General features: G+C 70.5%; 14 protein-coding genes. 2 read left to right on the plus strand and 12 right to left on the minus strand.

Annotated elements, in window-relative coordinates; translation table 11 throughout:
* Positions 1-66: 66 nt before the first annotated feature.
* Positions 67-294 carry a hypothetical protein gene (locus tag V6S85_RS05825; RefSeq protein WP_133244701.1) on the minus strand — a complete coding sequence of 76 codons (228 nt, stop codon included), beginning with the start codon at positions 292-294 and terminating at the stop codon, positions 67-69.
* A gap of 84 nt (positions 295-378) precedes the next feature.
* Here V6S85_RS05825 and V6S85_RS05830 point away from each other — a divergent pair, with 84 nt between their 5' ends.
* Complete coding sequence (locus V6S85_RS05830; protein ID WP_334348341.1) at positions 379-891, plus strand: FKBP-type peptidyl-prolyl cis-trans isomerase; 513 nt, start codon at positions 379-381, stop codon at positions 889-891.
* A gap of 95 nt (positions 892-986) precedes the next feature.
* Here the strand turns inward: V6S85_RS05830 and rutA are convergent, their stop codons facing one another.
* The 6 genes from rutA to V6S85_RS05860 form a co-directional block, all read right to left on the minus strand.
* Complete coding sequence (rutA, locus tag V6S85_RS05835) at positions 987-2,045, minus strand: pyrimidine utilization protein A (protein ID WP_116490364.1); 1,059 nt, start codon at positions 2,043-2,045, stop codon at positions 987-989.
* Positions 2,046-2,233: 188 nt separating this feature from the next.
* The gene (gene rutD, locus V6S85_RS05840; RefSeq protein ID WP_334348342.1) at positions 2,234-3,043 is read right to left on the minus strand and encodes a pyrimidine utilization protein D; all 810 of its coding nucleotides are present in this window, start codon (positions 3,041-3,043) and stop codon (positions 2,234-2,236) included.
* A 2-nt stretch (positions 3,044-3,045) separates the two neighbouring features.
* A complete protein-coding gene (gene rutC, locus V6S85_RS05845; RefSeq protein ID WP_334348343.1) occupies positions 3,046-3,435 on the minus strand; it encodes a pyrimidine utilization protein C in 390 nt (129 codons plus the stop codon).
* Positions 3,436-3,571: 136 nt separating this feature from the next.
* Positions 3,572-4,273, minus strand: coding sequence for a pyrimidine utilization protein B (gene rutB, locus V6S85_RS05850; RefSeq protein ID WP_334348344.1), 702 nt, complete (start codon positions 4,271-4,273; stop codon positions 3,572-3,574).
* A gap of 199 nt (positions 4,274-4,472) precedes the next feature.
* Positions 4,473-6,182, minus strand: a complete 1,710-nt coding sequence (locus V6S85_RS05855; protein ID WP_334348345.1) for a sensor histidine kinase — start codon at positions 6,180-6,182, stop codon at positions 4,473-4,475.
* 111 nt (positions 6,183-6,293) lie between these two features.
* On the minus strand, positions 6,294-7,337 hold the full coding sequence (locus tag V6S85_RS05860; RefSeq protein WP_334348346.1) for a LacI family DNA-binding transcriptional regulator: 1,044 nt from the start codon (positions 7,335-7,337) through the stop codon (positions 6,294-6,296).
* Between the two features lie 445 nt (positions 7,338-7,782).
* On the opposite strand from V6S85_RS05860, the gene V6S85_RS05865 reads away from it, so the two are divergent.
* On the plus strand, positions 7,783-10,245 hold the full coding sequence (locus tag V6S85_RS05865; protein WP_442885644.1) for a glycoside hydrolase family 3 protein: 2,463 nt from the start codon (positions 7,783-7,785) through the stop codon (positions 10,243-10,245).
* A gap of 175 nt (positions 10,246-10,420) precedes the next feature.
* Here V6S85_RS05865 and V6S85_RS05870 read toward each other — a convergent pair whose 3' ends face one another.
* From V6S85_RS05870 to V6S85_RS05890, 5 genes are all read right to left on the minus strand, one after another.
* Complete coding sequence (locus V6S85_RS05870; RefSeq protein WP_334348347.1) at positions 10,421-11,266, minus strand: LytTR family DNA-binding domain-containing protein; 846 nt, start codon at positions 11,264-11,266, stop codon at positions 10,421-10,423.
* Positions 11,251-11,925: a DUF2306 domain-containing protein gene (locus V6S85_RS05875; protein ID WP_334348348.1), complete on the minus strand. Its 675-nt coding sequence runs from the start codon at positions 11,923-11,925 to the stop codon at positions 11,251-11,253. Before V6S85_RS05875 ends, V6S85_RS05870 begins: the two co-directional genes overlap by 16 nt.
* A gap of 81 nt (positions 11,926-12,006) precedes the next feature.
* Positions 12,007-12,264 carry an Hpt domain-containing protein gene (locus V6S85_RS05880; protein ID WP_334348349.1) on the minus strand — a complete coding sequence of 86 codons (258 nt, stop codon included), beginning with the start codon at positions 12,262-12,264 and terminating at the stop codon, positions 12,007-12,009.
* Between the two features lie 2 nt (positions 12,265-12,266).
* Positions 12,267-12,647 (minus strand): response regulator, encoded by a 381-nt coding sequence (locus V6S85_RS05885; protein WP_116490371.1) that lies wholly within the window; start codon positions 12,645-12,647, stop codon positions 12,267-12,269.
* Positions 12,644-15,166, minus strand: a complete 2,523-nt coding sequence (locus V6S85_RS05890; protein ID WP_334348350.1) for an ATP-binding protein — start codon at positions 15,164-15,166, stop codon at positions 12,644-12,646. The genes V6S85_RS05885 and V6S85_RS05890 overlap by 4 nt, the downstream gene beginning before the upstream one ends.
* Between the last annotated feature and the right edge of the window lie 3 nt (positions 15,167-15,169).

Genomic DNA, 15,169 nt, shown 5'->3' on the forward strand with positions numbered 1-15,169 from the left:
GACCGGTGAGCAGGCACACGCCCGGGCCCAACTGGCTGTATTTCCTGGAGTTCGCCGAGCGCGCCTTCAGGCGAGCGGCGTGAAGCGTGCGAGGATCGGCCACACCTGAACGGCGGCGGCGAGACCCAGCGAGCCGATCACCACCCAGCCGACGAAGAGCGCGAACATCGGGTGGCGCTGCCACCAATGCGCTCCGCTCAATGAGCCGCCAGTAGCCCTGGCCATGACGTTTCCTTCCCGACGAGCGAAGAACGATCCAAGTAGAAAATGGCCGTTCTTCTTCTGGCTGAACACGAGCCCTCGGTTTTTAGTGTGCTCTCGTACAGCCGAATGTCTATTCTGACATTTCGTCGCATAGATAACACGAGTCGCCCAAACATGCGCACCGCTCTCATCGCCCTGGGGTTGTCCCTCGTCCTGGCCGCTCCGGCCCTGGCCCAGACCGCGCCGACCCCGGCGCCGGCCCCGAACGTCACGGCCGATCCGGCCGCCGACAACCTGGCCAAGTCGACCGCCTGGCTGGCCGCCAACGCCAAGCAGCCGGGCGTGATCACCCTGCCGTCGGGCCTGCAATACAAGGTCACGACCGCTGGCGCGAAGGACGCGCCCTCGCCGAAGGAAGGCGAGATCATCAAGGTCCATTACGAGGGCAAGCTGGTCGACGGCACGGTGTTCGACAGCTCGTTCGCGCGCGGCAAGCCGCTGATCGCGCCGCTGGGCGGCCTGGTGCCGGCCTGGATGGAGGCCCTGCCGAAGATGAAGGTCGGCGACGAATGGACGCTGTTCGTCCCGCCGTCGCTCGGCTACGGCGACCGCGCCGCCGGCGAGATCCCGCCCAACAGCGTGATGATCTTCCGGGTCAAGCTGATCGACATGATGACGCTGGACTAGAAAGACCCGCCTTGCGGCGGGCCCCCTTCGGCCCTCTGGGCCATCTCCCCCTTTGGGGGAGCTGTCGCGGAGCGACCGAGGGGGCCTTCCAGCGCTTACTTCCGGCTCTTCATCAGCGGCTGGATCCTGGTCCCGAAGTCGTCGATGCCCTGGACGAAGTCGTCGAAGGTCAGCAGCACGCCGCCGGTGCCGGGAACCTGCGCGATCTCGTCGAGCATGCGGGCGATGCTTTCGTAGCTGCCCACCAGGGTGCCCATGTTGAGGTTCACCGCCGATTCCGGCGCGGCCAGCTGGGCGGTGTTGGTGGTGGCGCCGGCCGCGGCGTTGGGCGCGGCCTGGTTGGTCAGCCAGGCCAGGGCCTGCTGGTCGGCCCCGTCACGGTACTTCTGCCACTTGGCCAGGGCCTTCTCGTCGGTCTCGTCGGCGATGACCATGAACAGGATGAACGAGGCGACGTCGCGGCCGGTCTTGGCGGCGGCCGCTTCCAGGCGCTTGTTGACCGAGGCGAAGGCCGTCGGGGTGTTGGTTCCCTTGCCCAGGGCGAAGCTGTAGTCGGCATATTGCGCGGTGAAGGCCAGGCCCTCGTCCGACGAGCCGGCGCAGATCAGCTTGGTCTCCTGCGGGTGCGGGCTGACCCGGCAGTCGTCCATGGTGAAGTACTTGCCCTTGAAGTCCGAGACGCCGGTCTCCAGCAGGTCCTTCAGCACGGTCGCGTACTCGGCCAGGTAGTTGTAGCGGTCGGTGTAGTGCTGCTCGCCGGGCCACAGGCCCATCTGGCTGTACTCGGCCTTCTGCCAGCCGGTGACCAGGTTGATGCCGAAGCGGCCCGGGGCGATGGAATCGATGGTCGAGGCCATGCGCGCGACGATCGCCGGCGGGATGGTCAGGGTGGCGACGGTGGCGAAGACCTTGATCTTCTGCGTCACGGCCGCCAGGCCGGCCATCAGGGTGAAACTCTCGAGATTGTGCTCCCAGAACTCGGTCTTGCCGCCGAAGCCGCGCAGCTTGATCATCGAGAGCGCGAAGTCGAGGCCGTAGCTCTCGGCTTTCTGGACGATGGTCTTGTTGAGCTCGAAGCTCGGCATGTACTGCGGCGCGGTCTCGGAGATGAGCCAGCCGTTGTTGCCGATGGGGATGAAGACGCCGACCTGCATGGTGTTAGTGCCCCCTTATGAGCGGTGGTGGGTGCGACGGAAAAGATGCTCCCCCTGTGGGGGAGCTGTCGCGAAGCGACTGAGGGGGGAGGGGCAGGATCGGCCGCATCTCAGGCAGCTGAAAGCGCCCCCCTCCGGCCCTCTGGGCCACCTCCCCCAGAGGGGGAGGATCTGATTGGCGATGTCCGTCACGCCCCCTCCAGGAACCTGACCAGCGAGGCGTTGAAGCCCTCCGGATCGGTCACGGTCGAGGCGTGACCGCCCCAGGGCAGGACGTCGAGCACGGCGTTGGGCAGGCGCTGCGCCAGGCGATGGGCGCAGGTGACGGGCACCAGCATGTCGTCGGCGGTGGCGCTGACCAGCACCGGGTGGGTGATCTCAGGCAGGCGCTCGTCGACGTCGAAGGCGAGCAGGGCGCCGATGCGGGCCAGCATCACGGCCTTGGGCGGGAAGCCGGCCACGTGGTGCGGCTCCTCGGCGGTCAGGCGCTCGCTGTTCTCCGAGATCCAGGTCGCCGGATAGAGGAACAGGGCCTGGGCGTGGACGTAAGCCGCGGGACCCGTGTCGTTGAGCAGGTGCAGGCGCGTGTCGAAGCAGCGCCTGATGTGCGGATCGGGCCGCGACCAGCCGTTGACGACGACAAGCTTGCCCAGCCGGTCGGGGTGGGAGAGGGCCAGCGCCAGGCCGGCGTTGCCGCCGGCCGCGTGGCCGACCACGTGGGCCTTGGCGATCCCCAGCGCGTCCATGACCCTGACCATGTCGCCGGCCATGTCGGCGACGGCGTAGGGCCTGTCGGCCGGCAGTTCGCGCACGCTGCGGCCCGTGCCGCGGTGGTCGTACAGCACCACCGGCCAGCGCGCGGTCAGGGCCGCCATCTGCGGCCCCCAGAAGCTGCCGGAACCGCCCAGGCCGGACGACAGCAGCACCACCTCGCGGCCCGCCACGGGGCCTCCGTGCAGTTCGTAGTGCAGGCCGTCGACGGTTCCGGTGACGACCATCGTCACTTCTTGCCGATGTGGGCGACGGTGGCGATCTCGACCAGGAAATCGGGCCTCACCAGGCCGCACTGGATGCAGTAACGGGCCGGCTTGTCGCCCGGAAAATACTCGGCATAGACCTTGTTGATGGTCTGGTAGTTGGCCCAGTCGGTCAGGAAGATGTGGTTCATGGTCACGTCGTCCATCGTGCCGCCGGCGGTCTCGATCACCGACTTGATGGTCTCCAGCACCTGCCGCGTCTGGCCCTCGGCGTCGCCGACGTGGGCGACGTTGTTGTCCTTGTCGAAGGCCAGGGTGCCCGAGACGTAGACTACGCCGTCGGCCAGCGTGCCCGGCGAGAACGGCGCGATCGGCGTGCCCGTGCCGGACGGGGTGATGACGGTCTTGGGCATCGTGTTCCTCTCTTGTCGTTGATCGGTGGGATGACCCCCTCAGTGGCTCCGCGACAGCTCCCGCAGGGGGGAGCATTGGCGCGGCGCTCCTGGATCCTCCCCCTCTGGGTGAGGTGGCCCAGAGGGCCGGAGGGGGTCAGCGCGGCGCCAGCTGTCCGAACGCGCCCTTGAAGTCGGCCACGGTCGAGACCCAGCCGAAGAAGGTCTCGATGTTGTAGAGGGCGGCCTTCTGGACGAAGTCGGGTCCGGCCTGGTGGGTGGCGTCCTCCAGCACCGTGCCGAAATATTCGAGGAAGAAGCCGTCGCGCAGGGTCGATTCCACGCAGACATTGGTGGCGATGCCGACGAAGACGAGGTTCTTGATGTTCCGCGACCGCAGCACGCTGTCGAGCTGGCTGTTGAAGAAGCCGGAATAGCGGGTCTTGTGCAGCTGGATGTCGCCGGGCTTGGGCTTCAGCGCATCGACCAGTTCATAGTCCCACTGGCCGCGCGCCAGGAGCTTGCCCTGAAGTTCGGGCCGGGCGCGCATGGTCTTCAGCGCGTTGGACTTCCACCAGTTGGGCGAGCCCTCGCCGCCGGCCTCGACGTACTGGTCGTCCCAGCCGTTCTGGAAGTAGATCACGGTCATGCCGGCGTCGCGGGCGACGTCCAGCACGTCGCTGATCTTGTCGATCACCCCGGCGGCGCCGCCGATGTCGAAGCCGGCCAGATCCAGATAGCCGCCCTTGGAGGCGTAGGCGTTCTGCATGTCGATGACGATCACCGCCGTGCGGGCCGGATCCAGCGGGATCGGCTCGGGTCGGGCCGGCAGGATGACGGAGTCGTCGGTTACGATCATGAACGCGCTCTTCCCTAAGGGGCGGCTCTGGCGGCCGCATCCTTGGGCGTCATGGAAGACCAATCTACGCGGTGAAGCAACGAGATCGATCCGACGGCGCCCCAGGATGGGTGCTGAGCGGATCGACCATCACGATGAGGCGGAGAACATCGGTCAAGCGCCCGGCCGGCGCCTGGCGCGGGCGCGCGCGGCTGCCCGTTCAGGCGTCGGCGGTGGGGGCGTCTTCGCCCAAAGCTTGGGCGCCGGCGGTGCGGACCGTCAGGGAGCAGACCAGGCCGGTGGCGAGGTAGTCGAACTGCGCCTCGCCCCTCAGTTCGTTGCGCAGGCTGGCGGCGATCAGGCGCGAGCCGAAGCCTTTGCGGCTGGGCGGGCCCGTGAGCTTGGGGCCGCCGCTCTCGACCCAGCGCAGGGCCAGGCGGTGTGGGTCCAGCGGGTCGCGCCGCCAGGTGACCTCGACCCGGCCGGCGGGCGTGGACAGGCCGCCGTACTTGGAAGCGTTGGTGGCCAGCTCGTGGAACACCATCGACAGGGCCAGCGCGGCGCTGGGCGGCAGGGCCGCCGGCGGGCCCTCGATATGGGCGCGGTCGCCGTAGGGCTCCAGGGTCTGGCGCAGCAGGTCGGTCAGGTCGGCGCTTTCCCACACGGTGCGGGTCAAGAGGTCGTGGGCGCGGGCCAGGGCGTAGAGGCGCTCGTTGAAGGCGTCGAAGCCGGGCACGGCCTCGCCCTTGCCCAGGCTCTGCAGGGCCAGGGACTGGACCGTGGCCAGGGTGTTCTTCACCCGGTGGTTCAGCTCGTTGATCATCAGTTGCTGGCGGGCCTGGGCCCGCTTTTCCTCGGCCTCGCGGGCGCGCAGCTGGCGGGAGGTGGCGTGCAGGGCCTCGCGCACCTCGCCGATCTCGCGCAGGCCGCCGGTGGTCTGGGCCGGCATCTCGCCGCCCGAGGCCATGATCCGGGCGTCGGCCACCAGGGCGCGGACCTCGCCGGAGATGCCGCGCGAGAACAGCATGGCCGCCCCGGCGCCGATGGCCAGCAGGGCCAGGCCCGCCACCACCAGCAGGGCCAGGGACGACAGGTTGGCGCGCTCGAGCTCGGTGCGCGGCACGCCGACGATGAAGCTCCAGCCGTAGGTCGGCGAGCGGCTGAAGGCCGACAGGGTGGGGGTGCCGTCGAGGGTGTAGGTCTCGAGCACGCCGTCGTTGTCCTTGGCCATGGCCTCGAGCATCGGCTTGCTGGCCGAGCGGCCAAGCATCTTTTCCTGGTCGCGCGAGCGGGCCACGAGGCGGGCGTTGCGGTCGACGATGCTGGCCGTCCAGCTGCGCGGCACGCCCTGGGCGGCGAACAGCGGGGCGAAGGCGGCGGGCGTCTGGATGTAGGCCAGGTCGTAGAGCTCGCCGTCGACGATCACCGGCATGTCGATGGCCACGATCGGCTGGCCCGCCACCTTGCCCTGGGTGAGGTTCGACACAGTGGTGCGCCCGGAACGGACGGCGGCCCAGCGCTCGGGCGGCAGGCCGGCGGTCCGCGGCGGGACCTGGCCGGGCGGCAGGCGGGTGTTGATCACCTGGCCGCGCGGCGAGATCAGCACGATCCAGGCGTCCTTGCTGCGCACGGCGGCGCGGGCCTGGCGCTCGAAGCTTGGAAGATCGCCCGCGGCCAGGGCGGGCGAGACGGCCAGAGCCTGCAATGTGCTCTGGCCCAGGGCCAGCTGGCGGTCGACGGCCAGGCCAAGGGCGCGGGTGGTGGCGATCAGCTGCTGCTCGTAGCGGCCCTGGCTCTGGCCGTACTCGGCGCGGGCCAGGAGGGCCATGAAGACGATGGCCGGCGCGACCAGGCACAGCGCCATGATCAGCAGTCGCCTTCGGACGGTGGGCGGTCCGGCGGCGGCTGAGGCGGCGTCGACCTGGGTCATGTCTCTGGCCAAACGCTGCCGGCTCCAAATTCGAAGTCGCAAGAGGAAAGGGCGCGCCGGCAGGCTGGTCAAGCTCCCCGCGACATCCCGTCGCGGGTGGGCAAGGCTTCTTTATGGCGGCGGCGCGGTCGAGGCGCGCAGGGCCAGTTCGAAAGGCAGCAGGTGGTCGGCGCGCGACAGCTTGCCGTCCTTGGCCGCCGCCGCGACCAGCAGGTCGACGGCCTGGGCGGCCATCTCGGCCACCGGTTGGCGCACGGTGGTCAGCGGCGGCAGCGACAGGCGCACGCTGGGCGTGTCGTCGAAGGTGGCCAGCGACAGGTCGCCGGGAATGGCGATGTCCAGCCGGCGGGCGACGTGCATGACGGCCAGGGCGGTCTCGTCGTTGCCGGCCAGGATGGCGGTGGGGCGGTCGGGTCGCGACAGCAGGGCCTCGGCGGCCGCGACGCCGCCCTCGAAGGTGAAGTCGCCGGGGACCAGCAGGCTCTCGTCGACGGGCAGGCCGGCGGCGGCCAGGGCCTGGCGATAGCCATCCTCGCGGGCGTGGCTGGCCAGGAAGCGCGCGCTGCCGGTGACGAAGCCGATGCGGCGGTGACCCTGTTCGACCAGGTGCTCGGCCAGGCGCAGGGCGGCCGCCTGGTCGTCCATCCGCACCCGGGCGCCGGGACCCGCCGCCGCCGAGCCCATGCGCACGAACGGCACCTGGGCGCGCTTCAGCGCGTCGAGCACCGTGGGGTCCTCGCAGTTGGGCGGGGTCAGGATCACCCCGTCGGGGCGAAGGGACGACAGCACGTGCTGGACCCGCCGGGCCAGCTGGTCGCTCTCCAGGTCGATCAGCTCGCACAGGAGGTGATAGCCGTGGACGTCGCAGCGGAGCATGGCCCCGTACTGCATGCGGTCGATCCAGTTGTTGCCCCGGTCGCTGCGCCAGTTCTCCAGGGTCAGCTTGCGATCGTTGAAGGCCACGATCAGGAACGAGCGCGACCCGCCGAGCCTACGGGCGGCGATGTTGGGGGCGTAGCCCAGCTGGTCGATGGCCGCCTGCACGCGCTCGCGCAGGTCCGGCGTGACCGTCGGCTCGTTGTTGACCACGCGCGAGACGGTCTTGACCGAGACCCGGGCCTTTTCGGCCACATGGACGATGGTGACGTTGCGCATCGGGCTCCCGCCGCCGGCTTTCGGCGCGGTGTTAGCGATAGCGCGGCGATGGCGGCCGAGTCGAGCCGGTTCCTGCTGGTAGGGCGCCAGTAGATGTCTCTGGACTATCAAGTAAGACATCGTTGTCAGAAATTTGCGATGCTCCATGTGTCGCGAAAATCGCTTATCTTGGAAAGGGTTGTGGACGATTTGTCCTCAAGTGGACAAATATAAGCGTGTTGACAGTAAGTAAGACAACGTTGTCTCGTGTCGTCGTGAGGCGGTCGCGAGCAGACGACCCCGCGAGCGGGAGGCCAGATCCATGCGCGTGCGCATGGCCCGGGCGCCGCCGCGCGCCCGTCGGCCAGCCGCCGCCTCGAAACCCTACGCTGCTCCCGTGGCGTGTTCGGGCGCGGCGGCCTCTTTCCCCTTGGCCGTCGCGCTCCTTTTTCGATCGAGGCCGCCCGTGACGCCGTTCCGCCTTTCTGCCCTGGCCCTTCTGGCCGCCACCAGCCTGACGAGCGTCGCGAGCGCGCAGGTGTTGACCCCCGCCGGCAAGGCGACGGCCAACGTCGCCGCCTGGCCCGTGGTCAAGAGCCCCGCGGCCCTCACCGACGCGGCGACCGAGGCTAGGATCACGCAGCTGATGGCGAAGATGTCGGTGCGCGAGAAGGTCGGCCAGACGATCCAGGCCGACATCGGCTCGATCCGTCCCGAGCAGCTGCGCGAATATCCGCTGGGTTCGATCCTGGCCGGCGGCAGCTCGGGCCCCAACGGCGACGACAAGGCCGGTCCCAAGGCGTGGGCGCAGTTTGTCGACCTGTTCCGCGCGGTGTCGCTGGAGACCCGCGACGGCCACGTGCCGATCCCGCTGATGTTCGGCATCGACGCCGTGCACGGCCATAACAACGTGGTTGGCGCCACGCTGTTTCCGCACAATGTCGGCCTGGGCGCGACGCGCGATCCGGACCTGATCGAGCGCATCGGCAAGGCGACGGCCGAAGAGGTGGCCGTGGCCGGCGGCGACTGGACCTTCGGCCCGACGGTGGCCGTGCCGCGCGACGACCGCTGGGGCCGCGCCTACGAGGGCTATGGCGAGGATCCGGAGATCGTCAAAAGCTATGCCGGCCGCATGACGCTGGGCCTGCAAGGCAAGCTCGTCGCCGGCAAGACGCTGGAGGCCGGCCGCATCGCCGGCAGCGCCAAGCACTTTCTCGCGGATGGCGGCACGCTGAACGGCAAGGACCAGGGCGACGCGCCGGTGTCGGAGGCCGACCTCGTGCGCCTGCACGCCCAGGGCTACCCGCCCAGCATCGAGGCCGGCATCCTGACGGTGATGGCCTCGTTCTCCAGCTGGAACGGCGTCAAGCACACCGGCAACAAGACCCTGCTGACCGACGTGCTGAAGGACCGCATGGGCTTTTCCGGTTTCGTGGTCGGCGACTGGAACGCCCACGGCCAGGTCGACGGGTGCTCGAACGTCTCGTGCCCGCAGGCCCTGAACGCGGGCCTGGACATGTACATGGCCCCCGACAGCTGGCAGGGCCTGTTCGACAATACCCTGAAGCAGGTCGAGAGCGGCGAGATCAGCATGGCGCGCCTGGACGACGCCGTGCGCCGGATCCTGCGGGTCAAGGTCAAGTCGGGCCTGTTCGACCGCGTCGCCCCGCCGGTGCAGGGCCGCTACGAGCGGGTCGGCGCGCCCGATCACCGCGCGCTGGCGCGCGAGGCGGTGGCGAAATCCCTGGTGTTGCTGAAGAACGACGGCGTGCTGCCGATCAAGGCGGGCGCGAGGGTGCTGGTGGCCGGCGACGCCGACGACATCGGCAAGGCGGCCGGCGGCTGGACCCTGTCGTGGCAGGGCACGGGCAACACCAACGCCGACTTCCCCGGCGCCCAGTCGATCTGGAGCGGCCTGAAGGCGGCGGTCGAGGCCTCGGGCGGAAAGGCGGCCCTGTCCAAAGACGGCGCTTTCACCGACAAGCCGGACGTGGCCGTGGTGGTGTTCGGCGAGACGCCCTATGCCGAGTTCCAGGGCGACTTGCAGCACCTGGAATACCAGCCGGGCGACAAGACCGATCTTGCCCTGCTCAAGAAGCTGAAGGCCGCCGGCGTTCCGGTGGTGGCGGTGTTCCTGTCGGGCCGGCCGCTGTGGGTGAACCCCGAGATCAACGCCTCGGACGCCTTCGTCGCCGCCTGGCTGCCGGGCTCGGAAGGCGGCGGCGTCGCCGACGTGCTGGTCGCCGGCAAGGACGGCAAGTCCAGGCGCGACTTCACCGGCAAGCTGTCGTTCAGCTGGCCCAAGACCGCCGACCAGGGGCCGCTGAACAAGGGCGACGCCGGCTACGATCCGCAGTTCGCCTATGGCTACGGCCTCAGCTACGTCAAGCCCGGCAAGGTGGCGAAGTTGGGCGAGGTGTCGGGCGTGTCCGGCGCCAGCGTCAATGTCGACAAGTATTTCGTCTCGGGCCGCACGCCGGCGCCGTGGCTGCTGTCGACCGCCGGCGGGGTGAAGCTGACGGCCATCGACGCCGCCGCCCAGGAAGACGCGCGCCTGGCCACCTGGACGGGTCCCGGCGCCCTGCTGGTCAACGGCCCGCCCGCCGACCTGACCCGCCAGACCACCGGCGACCTGTCGATCGCCTTCACCTACCGCGTCGACGAGCGTGCGCCGGGGCCGGTGGGCTTCTCGATCTCGTGCGGCGAGGGCTGCGCCGGCGGCGTGGACGTCACCAGGATCTTCGCCGAGGCCCCGGTGGGCGAGTGGCGCAAGACCCAGATCAAGCTGTCGTGCCTGAAGGCCGCCGGCGCCGACATGAGCCGGATCTCCTCGCCGGTGGTGCTGTCGGCGCAGGCCGGCTTCAAGCTGGCCTTCCGCGAGATCCGCCTGGAGCCGACGGACGCGCATGTGGGGTGCCCGGGGCAGTAGCTCAGGGTTCCCCCCATCCTCCCGTCATTCTCGCCCTTGTGGCGAGAACCCCTGTTTCCGTTCGCAGGTGAGACGCTGGCGGCGCGCCGAGCGCGCCGCCTCATCCGCCCTTGCGGCTGAAAGAGAGGTTCCCGCCACAAGGGCGGGAATGACGGGAGCAAAGGGGGAGACGGCGTCAGCCCGCGCGTCCCCCCAGCCGTTCCAGCAGCGCATCCCGATACGTGCGGCTGGTGACCACCTCGTCGCCGCTGGCCAGGGTCAGCCGCCAGGAGCCGTCCGACAGCGGCCGGGCCTCGTGCACGTGGGCGAGGTTGACCAGGGACGAGCGATGGGCGCGGGCGAAGAGGCGCTGGTCCAGCCGCGTCTCGAGGCTCTGCAGCGTGGCGCGCAGCAGGCCCTCGCGGCCGGCCCAGTGGACGACGACGTAGTTGTCGGCCGCGCCGAACCATTCGACGGCCGAAATCTCGACCGGGATGCGGCGCGCGCCCGACATCACCATCAGCCGCTCGTCGCCCTTTGGCGGCGCGGCGACGGCGCGGGCCTGCGCCAGGGCGGTCTCCAGCAGGGCGTTGCGGGCCCGGGCCTCGCGGGCGCGGCGGTGGTGGACGGCGGCCAGGCCGACGGCGACGATGGCCGAATAGAGCAGCAGGCAGACCGGCGTCCGCTCCAGCATGCGGGCACCGAGGGCGGTCTCGCCGCCGACGAAGGCGCGGTCGATCAGGCTGGCGGCCAGGGCCTCCAGCGGCACGACGGCGAGGCCGGCGGCGAAGCTCGCGGCGATCCCGCGCGCCCCGGCTCCGAACCGTCGCAGCACCAGCCAGACGATCCCCGCCGCCGGCAGCCAGGCGGCGTAGACCGCGCCCTGCCAGGCGAGCGAGGCCGCGACCGACAGCGACTGGCCGCGTCCCGCCGCCAGCCTGCGGGCGAACCAGGCGGCGCTGATGCTGGTCACCGTCCAGCTGTAGGCGGTGAAGGCCCAGACCCAGGCGGCGGTCGGCGCGGCTCTCAGGCGGGCGACCATGCGCGCCGCCGCCGGATGGCCAGGGCCGCGATCCAGATCACGGCCATCGGTTGGAACAGCAAGGTCGGCCAGAGCTGGCTCCACGGCGTCGGCAGGAAGGTCAGGAAGTTGCCCGAGAAGGCGCTGAGCACGGCGCCGTACGCGCCCAGCATCTTCATAAGATGCTCGTAGGTCCAGAGGTCGGGCGAGAACGGCCAGTCCGTTGGCCGCGCGAACCGCCAGAGATCCCAGCCGCCCATCAGGAAGGCGCCCCAGACCAGGGCGATGGCCGGCGCGCGCGGGGCGTCGCTGTCGCCGCCCAGCAGCAGCGCCAGCACCCAGGCGCCGATCGCCGCCACGGCCAGGGTGGCTGCCCAGTCGAGGGCCGTCGCCCGCTGGGCGCGGTCGCGGTCGGGCCGCTTGCGGCGCAGCACCCGATAGCCCGAGAACAGGCCAAGGCTGGCCGTCGCCGAAAGGGCGGTGAAATAGGCGTTGAAGTGCAGGGCCGTCATCACCCAGGCGGCCGCCAGCATCAACCCCATCAGGACGACGAACAATCGTCCCGACAGCCGGTGCAGGCGAGAGCCCTTGCGGGTCAGGATCGGCGCGAGCCCGACGATGGCGGCGGCCAGGCCGCAGGCGATGTGCAGGGCGAGGGTGGGGGCGAAGAGCTGGTCCATGACCGCCGTGGTGGCCGGCGCGCCGTGGGCATGGAAGCCGAGTGGGGTGGGGCGCGGCGGGCGGGGGCGGAAGCCCTGCCTCTAGCCCAGCCCCTCCAGGGCCGCGATCAGTTTGGCGAAGGCTTCGGGCGGGGCTTCGCCCTGGTCGATCAGCAGGTCGTCGAGGTCGCGGGCCAGGTCGGTGATCTGGGCGTAGCCGAAGACGCCGGCCGCGCCGGCCAGGCGGTGGACGATGTAGTGCCGGTCCTTCATCGAGGTCTCGACCGAGCGCAGGGCGGCCAGGTCGTCGGCGACGCGGACCAGGAACTTGGCCCGCAGCGGGGCGAGGGGATCGGCCATGGTCATCGGGCGAGGATCGCGCGCACGTCCTGGGCCAGGGTCATCGGGTCGAATGGCTTGGTGATGACGTCGGCGGCGCCGAAGCCCATCAGGCGGGCGCGCTCCTCGGCCTGGGCGCGGGCGGTGATGAAGATCACCGGCGTCCCGTCGATGTCGCCGCGCTCGCGCAGGCGCGCCAGCACGGCCGGGCCGTCCATGTCGGGCATCATCACGTCGAGCAGCACCACGTCGGGGCGCCAGCCGTCGCCGTCGAGCATGGCGAAAGCCTCGATCCCGCCCCCGGCCGAGCGCACTTCGATGCCGGGATCGAGCTCCAGCGAGAAGGTCGCCACCTCGCGGATGTCGGCCTCGTCGTCGACGTACAGGAGCTTCAGGTCGGTCATCGGCGTCTCTTGGAATCGGCGTCCGCGGCGAGCTTGCGCACAGTTCGGGCCAACTGGTCCAGCGTGGTCTTGGACTTGGTCAGCACCGCGTCGACCGAGGCCGCCAGCGCCTTGTCCTCCAGCGGCTGGGCCGAAAAGACGATCACCGGGACGGGCTCATCGCCGCCGTCGTGCAGGTCGCCCAGCAGCTCGACGCCGTTGCCGTCGCCAAGGCCCAGGTCGAGGATGACGACGTCGGGGCGAGCGGCCTGCAGGGCGGCGCGGCCGGACCGGACGCTGTCGGCGTGGCGGACGGCGCAGCGTTCCTGCAGGGCGTCGCGGACCACGGCGTGGACGTCGAGATCGTCCTCGACGTGCAGCACCTCGATGCGGCGGGTGTCGGCGTGGCCGTTGACGGCGCGGTGCACGGCGGTGCGCAAACGGTCCAGGTCGATGGGCTTCTGCAGCCAGTCGACGACGTCCAGGGCCTCGCCCCGGCCCTCGGCGGCCTCGGCCGAGATCACCAGGGCGGGGATGTCGCGGGTGGCGGCGTCGGCGCGCAGGCGGCGCAGCAGGTCCAGGCCGCTGCCGTCGGGCAGGCGCACGTCGGTGACGAAGGCGTCGAAGCCGCCGATCTCGATCACCGCGCTGGCCGAGGCGACGTCGCCGACCGTGTGCACCCGCACCCCGGCCTCGCGCAGGGCCTGCGACAGGATCTCTGCGATATCGGGATCGTCCTCGCACAGCAGCACGCGGGCCGCGCCGTCGGACGGTTCGGGCTGGCGGGCGCGGGTCTCGATCGTCGCCAGCTCGAACAGGAAGGTCGCGCCCTGGCCCGGCTCGGACTCGAACCACAGCCGCCCGCCGTGCCGCTGGACGATCTCGCGCGAGATCGCCAGGCCAAGCCCGGTGCCGCCCTTGGCCCGGGTGTCGGAGGCGTCGGCCTGGGCGAACTTGGAGAAGATGCGGTCGCGGAAGGCTTCAGGCACGCCGGGGCCGTGGTCGCGGACGCAGAAGCGCAGGACGTCGGGGCGCGGGGCGCTGACCCTGACCTCGACCGCGCCGCCGGGCGGCGAGAACTTGGCGGCGTTGGACAGCAGGTTGGCCGCCACCTGGGTCAGGCGGTCGGAGTCGCCGCGCACCAGGGGCAGGCCGGGGGCGACGTCGAGCTTGAAGGCGATGTTCATCTGGCCGCCGAGACCGCCCATGCCGTCGACCGCCCGCCGGGCCAGTTCGCCCAGGTCCAGCGGCCGGAGGTCGAACTCCATCTGGCCGGACTCGATCTTCTCGATGTCGAGGATGTCGTTGATCAGCCGCACCAGGCGCTGGCAGTTGGAATGGGCGATGCCCAGCAGGCGCGCGGCGCGCTCGGGCAGGGAGCCGGCGGCTCCGCCGACCAGCAGGCCCAGCGAGCCGGCGATCGAGGTCAGCGGCGTGCGCAGTTCGTGGCTGACGGTGGAGACGAACTCGGCCTTCAGCCTCTCGACCCGGCGGCGTTCTGAGATGTCGCGGATCGAGGCGGTGATGCGCTCGCCCTCGGGCAGGCGGACGAGGCCGATGGAGGCTTCGATCGGGAAGGTGGAGCCGTCGGCGCGATGGCCGGTCAGTTCGCGCAGCACGCCCTTGGACAGGTCGTCGGCGCCCGACAGCTGGCGGATGAACAGCTCGCCCCGGTCGGGCAGGTCGATGAACTGGGCCAGGGCCTTGCGCAGCAGACCCTCGCGCGACAGGCCGAACATCGCCTCGGCGGCCTTGTTGACCGTCTCGATCGTGCCGCTGGGATTGAGGGTGATGATGGCGTCCTGGGCGTTGTCGAGGATGGCGTCCAGGCGTCCGGCCGTGGCCTGGGCGACGGTGAACAGCTGCTGGCGGGCGCGGATCTGGCGCGACAGCAGCAGGAACGCGGCCAGCAGGAACACCACCAGCACCACGAATAGGGTCTGGGTCAGCCGCTCGGTGCGCAGGGTCATGGCGTCGTCGGCGGCGACGCGCCGGTCGAGGGCGGCCTTGTCGGCGGCCTGCAGCTCGCCGACCACGGCCCGGATCTCGTCCATGATCACCTTGCCCTGGCCGCTGGAGACCAGGGTGCGGGCGGCGTCCTCGCCGTTCTCGCGGCGCAGGCGGATGCCTTCGGCCATGGTCCCCTGCTTTTGAACGATCAGGGCCTCGAGCCGGTCGAAGGTCGGATCGTCGGTCTCGATCAGGTCGCCGGCGTCGCGTTCGCGGATCGCCCGCAGGGCCGCCAGCTGGCTGGGCAGGCGGCGCAGGGCCGCGTCGTAGGGCTCCAGGAACCGCTGCTGGCCGGTGATGACGAAGCCGCGCTGGCCGGTCTCGGCGTCCTGCATCAGCGAGAACACCGTCTGCAGCTGCATGCGCTGTTCGTAGGAGTGGTTGACGGCCTCGCGCAGCACGCGCCCGCGGGTGAACTCGCGCTGGATCTCCCAGGTGGTCAGCAGCAGCAGCAGCGGGGCGACCACCAGGCCGAGGATCACCGAGATCAGCAGGCCGCGTTGCTCGCGGCGCAGGAGGAAGCTGGTCATGGA

Source organism: Caulobacter sp. CCNWLW153, from assembly GCF_036889365.1.
GTDB lineage: Bacteria > Pseudomonadota > Alphaproteobacteria > Caulobacterales > Caulobacteraceae > Caulobacter > Caulobacter radicis.

What these genes read in the sequence shown, in the direction of transcription:
- V6S85_RS05830 (WP_334348341.1), top strand. Translation starts at nt 379, where the DNA reads ATGCGCACCGCTCTCATCGCCCTGGGGTTGTCCCTCGTCCTGGCCGCT.
- rutA (WP_116490364.1), bottom strand. Translation starts at nt 2,045, where the DNA reads ATGCAGGTCGGCGTCTTCATCCCCATCGGCAACAACGGCTGGCTCATC.
- rutD (WP_334348342.1), bottom strand. Translation starts at nt 3,043, where the DNA reads ATGGTCGTCACCGGAACCGTCGACGGCCTGCACTACGAACTGCACGGA.
- rutC (WP_334348343.1), bottom strand. Translation starts at nt 3,435, where the DNA reads ATGCCCAAGACCGTCATCACCCCGTCCGGCACGGGCACGCCGATCGCG.
- rutB (WP_334348344.1), bottom strand. Translation starts at nt 4,273, where the DNA reads ATGATCGTAACCGACGACTCCGTCATCCTGCCGGCCCGACCCGAGCCG.
- V6S85_RS05855 (WP_334348345.1), bottom strand. Translation starts at nt 6,182, where the DNA reads ATGACCCAGGTCGACGCCGCCTCAGCCGCCGCCGGACCGCCCACCGTC.
- V6S85_RS05860 (WP_334348346.1), bottom strand. Translation starts at nt 7,337, where the DNA reads ATGCGCAACGTCACCATCGTCCATGTGGCCGAAAAGGCCCGGGTCTCG.
- V6S85_RS05870 (WP_334348347.1), bottom strand. Translation starts at nt 11,266, where the DNA reads ATGGTCGCCCGCCTGAGAGCCGCGCCGACCGCCGCCTGGGTCTGGGCC.
- V6S85_RS05875 (WP_334348348.1), bottom strand. Translation starts at nt 11,925, where the DNA reads ATGGACCAGCTCTTCGCCCCCACCCTCGCCCTGCACATCGCCTGCGGC.
- V6S85_RS05880 (WP_334348349.1), bottom strand. Translation starts at nt 12,264, where the DNA reads ATGGCCGATCCCCTCGCCCCGCTGCGGGCCAAGTTCCTGGTCCGCGTC.
- V6S85_RS05885 (WP_116490371.1), bottom strand. Translation starts at nt 12,647, where the DNA reads ATGACCGACCTGAAGCTCCTGTACGTCGACGACGAGGCCGACATCCGC.
- V6S85_RS05890 (WP_334348350.1), bottom strand. Translation starts at nt 15,166, where the DNA reads ATGACCAGCTTCCTCCTGCGCCGCGAGCAACGCGGCCTGCTGATCTCG.